The organism is uncultured Escherichia sp., assembly GCF_948475835.1.
Lineage (GTDB): Bacteria > Pseudomonadota > Gammaproteobacteria > Enterobacterales > Enterobacteriaceae > ECMA0423.
In genome coordinates this window covers 1-8,123 of the sequence record NZ_CAOLGM010000164.1, presented here as the reverse complement: position 1 = coordinate 8,123, position 8,123 = coordinate 1, and the positions used below count along the sequence as shown (strand labels likewise).

Sequence of the window (8,123 nt, the reverse complement as noted above, 5' to 3'; positions counted from 1 at the left end):
GTAATAAACAATGGGCACAATCACACAGCGATAAAGTACTCAAAAGCCTCGAGACTCACGTTTTCCCCTTTATCGGCAACCGGGATATCACAACACTCAATACCCCGGATCTGCTTATCCCTGTTCGTGCTGCAGAAGCTAAACAAATTTATGAAATCGCCAGTCGTCTGCAGCAAAGAATATCTGCCGTAATGCGTTATGCCGTACAGTCTGGCATCATCAGATATAATCCTGCTCTGGATATGGCTGGCGCATTGACTACGGTAAAACGCCAGCATCGCCCCGCTCTTGATCTTTCTCGCCTGCCTGAACTTTTGTCGCGTATTGGCAGTTACAAGGGGCAACCTGTCACCCAGCTTGCCGTTATGCTGAATTTACTGGTTTTTATTCGTTCCAGTGAACTCAGATACGCCCGCTGGTCTGAAATTGATATTGACAATGCCATGTGGACTATTCCAGCCGAACGCGAACCCCTGCCAGGCGTAAAATTCTCACACCGGGGCTCCAAGATGCGAACACCACACCTTGTGCCACTCAGCAAACAGGCTGTAGCCATACTGACAGAACTACAGACATGGGCTGGTGAAAATGGTCTGATCTTTACGGGAGCACATGACCCGCGTAAACCAATCAGTGAAAATACTGTAAATAAAGCCCTGAGGGTGATGGGGTATGACACAACCCAGGATGTCTGTGGCCATGGATTCCGGGCGATGGCGTGCAGTGCATTGATTGAATCAGGTTTGTGGTCCCGCGATGCTGTGGAACGTCAGATGAGCCATCAGGAGCGTAATGGTGTACGTGCTGCGTATATCCATAAAGCAGAACATCTGGAAGAACGTCGACTGATGCTACAGTGGTGGGCAGATTTTCTGGATGCGAACAGAGATAAGGGTATCAGCCCGTTTGAATATGCAAAGATTAACAATCCATTAAAATAGTAAGCAGTCCGGGCTGATTGCCCGGACTGCTTTAACTGATTATTTTTCTTTGTAAATGATGACGAAGATTGATGTTCTGGCAAGTTACTCCGGCTTCCATTAAAGTCCCTTCGTCATGTTCTTCAGGCTATTTATGACTGTGATTAGCACCAGGAATATCTGGTTTCCATGAGAGCAGGTAATAACCCCCGGTGTTTTCGGCTGTTCTGGTATCCTTGTCCAACACAGGCAGTCATTATAAACGGTAAAAAATGTATTCACTGTTATGAAATCAATAGTCCTGACGTACTGTTGAATGTGCTTGCGTTCTGAACCTTGTACAACCAGTACATTTGATACCGAATTATAAACAAAACATTGCATCCAACTTTTTCAATATGGACAATAGTTGTCCATATGGTGGTTTTATATTCGATAAATCAATGGATTTCATTGAGTCACAGGACTGGTAATGGATGAAAATGCTTTAGGGTTTGCCTCATACTGGCGCAACTCGCTTGCGGATGCTGAGTCAGGAAAGGGCAGTTTTGAACGGAAAGACGCCAAAAATTTCACTCATTGGCATGGGATAGCGGCGGGACGTCTTGACGAAGCGATTGTCAGTAAATTTTTTAAGGGAGAAAAAGACGATGTCGAAACGGTCGATGTCATCTTGCGCCCAAAAGTTTATTTCCGGTTACTGCAGCATGGTAAGGACCGTTCTGCAGGTGCGCCTGATATTGTTACCCCGATAGTGACGCCAGCCTTGCTAAGCCGTGAGGGTTTTTTATATCCGACGCCAGCGACCTCCATTCCCAGAGACCTGCTTGAACCTTTGCCAAAAGGAGCATTTTCGATTGGTGAGATTGGGCAGTATGACAAATACAAGACGACCCATACCACGTTCTCTATCAACTTTGATGACAGCGTTGATAAGACTGCCGAAACGGATGAAGAACGGGAAGAACGATATGCAGCCTTGCAGCAGGAGTGGCGTCAATATCTGGATGATTCAGAGAGGCTGCTGAAGAACGTTGCCGGCGACTGGATTAAAAATCCTGAGCAATATGAACTCGCTGAGCACGGTTATATTGTTAAAACGGCGCAATCTGGCGGTGCCAGTTTCCATATCCTTTCTCTTTATGATCACCTGCTTGTTTGCAATAAGGATGTGCCACTCTTCAATCGATTCGCCTCGCGAGAGGTTCATGCTGCAGAGTCTTTGCTGGCCCCTGGAGCAAAATTCAGCGACAGGCTTGGACACTCCGGAGATAAGTTTCCGCTGGCAAAGGCTCAGCGCGATGCCTTAAGCCATTTTCTGGATGCTAAACATGGCGATATCCTTGCTGTTAATGGCCCTCCTGGAACCGGAAAAACCACGCTGGTGCTTTCTATCATCGCCACGCAGTGGGCCAGAGCGGCTCTCGAAAAATCTGAGCCTCCGGTTATTATCGCGACTTCAACGAATAACCAGGCTGTAACGAACATTATTGAGGCATTCGGGAAAGACTTTTCGCAAGGTTCAGGTGCGATGGCCGGGCGATGGTTGCCAGAGCTGAAAAGCTTCGGCGCTTATTTTCCCTCAAGCAGCCGTAAAGCTGAAGCAGCCAAAAAATATCAAACTGAAGATTTCTTCAACCAGGTTGAGTCAAAAGAGTATGTAGAAGATGCACTGCTGTTTTATCTGGAAAAGGCTAAGGCAGCCTTTCCTGAAAAAGAGTGTTCATCCCCTGAAAAGGTCATTGAACTCCTGCATGGTCAGTTGGCAGCAAAATCCGAGCAACTGATAAGACTGAACGCAACATGGCAAACGTTAAGCCAGATTCGGGCTGCGCGTGAGCTTATTGCTAATGATATTGAGCAATATCTCAATAATTTAAATAAATTACTTTCCGGACAAGAACAAAAAATCACTCTACTGAAGAGTGCTAAAACGGAATGGAAAAAATATCGCGCCGGTGAATCACTGCTCTATTCATTATTTTCCTGGCTTCCGGCGGTTCGCAGTAAGCGACAGTACCAAATACAGCTGTTTCTCGAAGATAAATTAGGTACGCTGATTGCAGGAAATCAATGGTCTGATCCTGAAACTATCGAACGTAATATTGATGGGCTGCTCAATTCCGCTGAGCGCGAGCAAACAACATACCGGCAGCAGATTGACTCCGCCCATGAAATCATTCTTAAAGAACAGCAGGCGGTTCAGGAGTGGCAGAGACTGGCTCTTGATTTAGGGTATGAGGGCGACGAGGAACTGAGCTTCTCACAGGCCGATGAACTGGCTGATACGCAGATTCGCTTCCCTGCATTTTTACTGACGACTCACTACTGGGAAGGTCGTTGGCTGATGGATATGGCCAGCATTGATGATCTGCAGGAAGAGAAGAAGAAAAAAGGCGCTAAAGGGGTAACCGCCCGTTGGCAACGTCGAATGAAACTCACTCCATGTGTGGTGATGACATGCTATATGCTGCCCGGCAATATGCAGATAAGTGAGCACAAAGGACAGTGTAAATTCGAGAAAAGTTATTTGTATGATTTTGCCGATTTACTCATTGTCGATGAAGCCGGGCAGGTGCTTCCTGAAGTGGCTGCTGCCTCGTTTGCATTAGCTAAGAAGGCATTAGTGATTGGCGATACGGAGCAGATCCCGCCAATATGGAGTATTGCTCCTGCGATTGATATCGGTAACATGCTGGCGGAAAAAATTCTGTCTGGCAGTACGCAAGAAGAGATTACCGAGAAATATACGGCAATCGCAGACCTTGGTAAAAGTGCCGCATCTGGCAGCGTTATGAAAATAGCGCAGTTTGCTTCGCGCTATCAATATGATCCCGAACTGGCTCGTGGTATGTACCTATATGAACACCGCCGGTGCTACGACAATATTATTGGATACTGTAATACGCTCTGCTATCACGGTAAGTTGTTGCCTAAAAGAGGGCGTGAAGAGAGCAATTTAATGCCCGCAATGGGGTATCTCCATATTGATGGTAAAGGAGAGCTGGCAAGTAGTGGAAGTCGATATAATTTGCTTGAGGCTGAAACGATAGCGGTCTGGTTGGCAGAGAACCAGCAAAATATTGAAGCGCATTACGGTAAATCGCTTCATGAAGTTGTCGGTATCGTGACGCCTTTTAGCGCTCAGGTATCCACTATCAAACAGGCGCTGGGAAAACAAGGTATCAGTACAGGCGCGAATGAAAAGTCGCTCACAGTGGGCACCGTGCACTCTCTTCAGGGAGCGGAAAGAGCGATTGTGATATTCTCGCCAGTCTATTCAAAACATGAAGACGGCGGGTTTATTGATAGCGATAACAGCATGCTGAATGTTGCAGTCTCCCGTGCGAAGGACAGTTTTCTGGTCTTCGGCGATATGGACCTGTTTGAGGTCCAGCCAGCCTCATCTCCACGGGGATTACTGGCAAAATACCTCTTTGAGTCAGAGAAGAATGCGCTCTCTTTTGATTATAAAGAGCGTAAGGATTTAAAAACCTCCGGGACCAAAATCTACACACTTCATGGTGTGGAGCAACATGATAATTTCCTGAATCAGACATTTGAAAATACCAGTAAACACATCACGATAGTTTCTCCATGGCTGACCTGGCAAAGGCTGGAGCAAACCGGTTTTCTTGATTCCATGATTGCGGCGTGTTCACGTGGAATTAACGTCACGATAGTCACTGACAGAAGCTACAACACTGAACATAATGATTTTGAGAAGCGAAAAGAGAAGCAGCAGAACTTTAAAGCGGCGCTGGAGAAACTGAATGCGCTGGGTATTGCTACAAAGCTGGTAAACCGTGTTCATAGCAAAATTGTTATTGGTGATGATGGTTTGCTGTGCGTGGGATCGTTCAACTGGTTTAGTGCGACACGGGAAGCGCGATATGAACGATACGATACCTCAATGGTTTATTGCGGTGATAACCTGAAGGGTGAGATTGAGGCTATTTATAATAGTCTTGAGAGGCGTCAGGTTTAGAGCAGGAATGGTGAGTAGCCATCTTATTGATCGTTTTCGAGCGTAAGATGGCTGAATGGAATGGCTATTATTGCACAGTCCTTAATTATAACATTCATACCGACATGATTATCTTCTGTCCGGAAGAATCAGAGGCTGCGGTTTCAGACTGTCTGCCGGTACATTCCTCTCTCCGTTAAAAACCATAACGGGTTCATTATCTTCGTCTGTCAGCGGATTGAATGGCGGTATATTTTCAGTACGAATGCCGGTCAGCCACTGAAAAATGCCTGCGAAATGACGGGCACTGATTTTTCTGCTGACGGACTGGTGAGACGTGATGTCACTGGCGGTAATAATCAGGGGAACACTGTAGCCACCCTGCACATGGCCATCATGATGAACAGGATTAGTACTGTCGCTGACTGACAGTCCATGGTCAGAAAAGTAAAGCATGGCAAAATGACGGGAATGCCGGCGAAGGATACCATCAAGCTGCCCGAGAAAGTTATCCAGTTTACTGATGCTGGCGAGGTAACAGGCAATCTTTCGGGGATACTGCGCCATGTAATGATTCGGCCAGGAGTTAAGTCGGTCACACGGATTCGGATGAGAGCCAATCATGTGCAGGAAAATCACCTTCGGAGAGGATGTATCCGCCAGCGCACGTTCTGTTTCCTGTAACAACAACATATCATCCGTTTTACGGGAAGCGAAGCTGCCTTTCTTGAAGAAAACGGTATGCTCCGCATCAGAAGCAATAACAGAGATGCGTGTGTCATGCTCTCCCAGTTTTCCCTGATTGGATATCCACCATGTGCTGTATCCTGCTTTTGCTGCCAGCGCCACCACGTTGTTGCCGGAATCAGGGTTCTGCTCATAGTCATAAATCAGTGTCCGGCTCAGGGAAGGTACGGTACTGGCTGCTGCCGATGTATAGCCGTCAATAAATAAACCGGGAGCCGTATTCAGCCACGGTGTGGTTGGCACGGGATAACCATATACCGACATATAATCCCTGCGCACACTCTCACCAGTAACGATAACAATCGTGTCATACAACGGTACACCCGGCAGGATTTTCCAGTTGTCAGCCCCGTGCTGACTCAGTTGTTTATAATGCTGCATTTCACGCAATGTGTCAGTTGTCCCCACAACAGTTCCTTTAACCATCCGCAACGGCCAGCTGTTTACTGAGCATAATACGAATAGCAGCAGTGCCAGCCAGTTACGGTAACCGCGGTGGTGTGTTCGCCAGAAAATCACCATGAATACCAGAATCGCGGCACTGACCAGAAAATGATAAACAGGAATCATCCCGGTAAACTCCGCTGCCTCATCAGTTGTGGTCTACAACAACGCGACAATAAAACTGTTGTTGATTTTACCGTACGTCATACCGGCAGGCGCATACAGTGCACAACAGAACAGAAATAACAGCGCTGTAATGGATGTGAGGGTATTTCTGTGTGCAAGAAGCAGAAGAAGGAACAGCAGCAACACATTCCCGGTGGCATTCTTCTCAGTGTATCCGCATGCAATTGTGGTTATGACAGAAACAACAAAAAAGAATAAAAACAATAAAATCCAGGGTGTATTGCCCGGACAAAACAGTTTTCTGATATTCATCGGAATATATCGGTAATATTATTATAAAGAGAATAAGATAATAAAAACCAGAAATCTCCTGTGAAACAAATAACCCTGCGATATATTACTGCAGGGTATTTCTGTTTAGTTGCAGAAGATATATAAATATCTTAATTACTGAATATGTGTCATTATCGCTCAGGAGCAGTGTCGTCAGAAGTTATAAGTCACACCAAACATGATGTCGTGACTTTTAACGTCAACTTCTGATTTATATTTATCCTCTTCTGCATCCTTGTAAGACAGGGAGGATTTACCAGCATCCAGATAGCGATAGCTGAGGTCAAGAGCGATATCCGGGGTTACGTCATAGCGAACACCGGCCCCAATGCTCCATGCTAAATTGTTATCATATCCCGAGTAATGTAACTCAGAAATATCACTTATCTCGCCAGATTCATTCCAGGAGGTATCAGTATATGTCGCCTTATGATGTACTCGTGCATAACCTAGGCCAACAGATATCCATGGAGTGAATGCACTGCTGTTTCTGAAATCATAATACGTGTTCACCATCAGGGTATTCACACTGAGCCTGTTCTGTGTGTCTTCCCGACCACCATTCCCCATCGGAGAATGCCATGTATCCAGTGTATAACGGGAGTCTGCAGCTCCGCGGCCATAGAATTCCACTTCCGTGCGCACAGGAACATTGTAATGTTGATAAAAATCATAGCCCACCGCAAGGCCGGCACCAAATACAGTATCGTTTTTATCACCGCCCTTATACTTATAAACATCATCCCCAAAGTCCTGACGGAAGCGCTGGTCAGTCTGAGTCACGACTGATGCACCGGCTTTACCAGTCACATAAAAGCCAGTTTTGTTCTCATCAGCCAGAGCCTGGGCTGAAAATACGCCCACCATAGCAAGCGCTGAAACAGCAATAATCTTTTTCATTTCAATCATCTCCGTTGGTTCTTACCCACCCGATAAAGAAGGTTGCTTATTTTAAAACCATGCAAAAGACAGGGTAAAAAGAGAAAATTCGATCGAATCGATCGACAAAATCGATCATGCATGATGAAGATTTCTTATCGAAGACATGAAAATGGTAAGGAATGGTTTAAGAGGTAATTGCAACGGCATGGAAGTATTGAGACCAGAACAGCACGAGATAAAGCGGCTGAACGTCAGATGAGCCACATGGACGTAACTCAGTGCATGCCTCGTATAATCCATAAAGCGGAATATCTGGATGAGCGTAAGCTGATGTTGCAGTGGTGGGGCGATTTTCTGGATGCCAATCGGGAAAGAGCGATTACGCCGTTTGACTATGCGAAGATCAATCGGGGTAATGGCGAGTGAGTTGTTTATCAAATTTACTAAATTAAAACCACTTAGCCTGCCTTAAAGGGAGGATTGGTTGGCTATTTTTACTAGATTTATGTAGATAACAAAGGAGTGGAACTATCGTTTTGATAGTTCCGGTTAAGGTCAATACAACTATATTAATTTTAAAAACTTATTGATTAATTTTTAATTGAGCTAATAATAAGTTTAGATGACTCTATCTAAATCTAAATCTAAATCTAAATCTACATCAGTAAAGAAGACTTTTGAAATATAACTTCACTCTCTTCGAT

Annotated in this window: 3 protein-coding genes and 2 pseudogenes; 3 read left to right on the top strand and 2 right to left on the bottom strand. The window is 45.4% G+C overall.

Translation table 11 applies throughout. The annotated features are described in order from the left end of the window. Both QZF50_RS21400 and QZF50_RS21395 read left to right on the top strand, forming a co-directional pair. The coding region (locus QZF50_RS21400) for a site-specific integrase (RefSeq protein WP_242391612.1) at positions 1-941 on the top strand (941 nt) is incomplete at its 5' end. Between the two features lie 451 nt (positions 942-1,392). Further along, positions 1,393-4,908, top strand: coding sequence for an AAA domain-containing protein (locus QZF50_RS21395; RefSeq protein WP_061892634.1), 3,516 nt, complete (start codon positions 1,393-1,395; stop codon positions 4,906-4,908). A gap of 108 nt (positions 4,909-5,016) precedes the next feature. On the opposite strand, the pseudogene QZF50_RS21390 reads toward QZF50_RS21395, so the two are convergent. Both QZF50_RS21390 and tia read right to left on the bottom strand, forming a co-directional pair. Beyond that, positions 5,017-6,516: pseudogene (locus QZF50_RS21390) on the bottom strand (phosphoethanolamine transferase). A 174-nt stretch (positions 6,517-6,690) separates the two neighbouring features. Next, complete coding sequence (gene tia / locus QZF50_RS21385; RefSeq protein ID WP_061892651.1) at positions 6,691-7,437, bottom strand: invasion outer membrane protein Tia; 747 nt, start codon at positions 7,435-7,437, stop codon at positions 6,691-6,693. A 222-nt stretch (positions 7,438-7,659) separates the two neighbouring features. On the opposite strand from tia, the pseudogene QZF50_RS21380 reads away from it, so the two are divergent. Next, positions 7,660-7,845: pseudogene (locus QZF50_RS21380) on the top strand (integrase); the annotation flags it as partial. Positions 7,846-8,123: the final 278 nt, after the last annotated feature.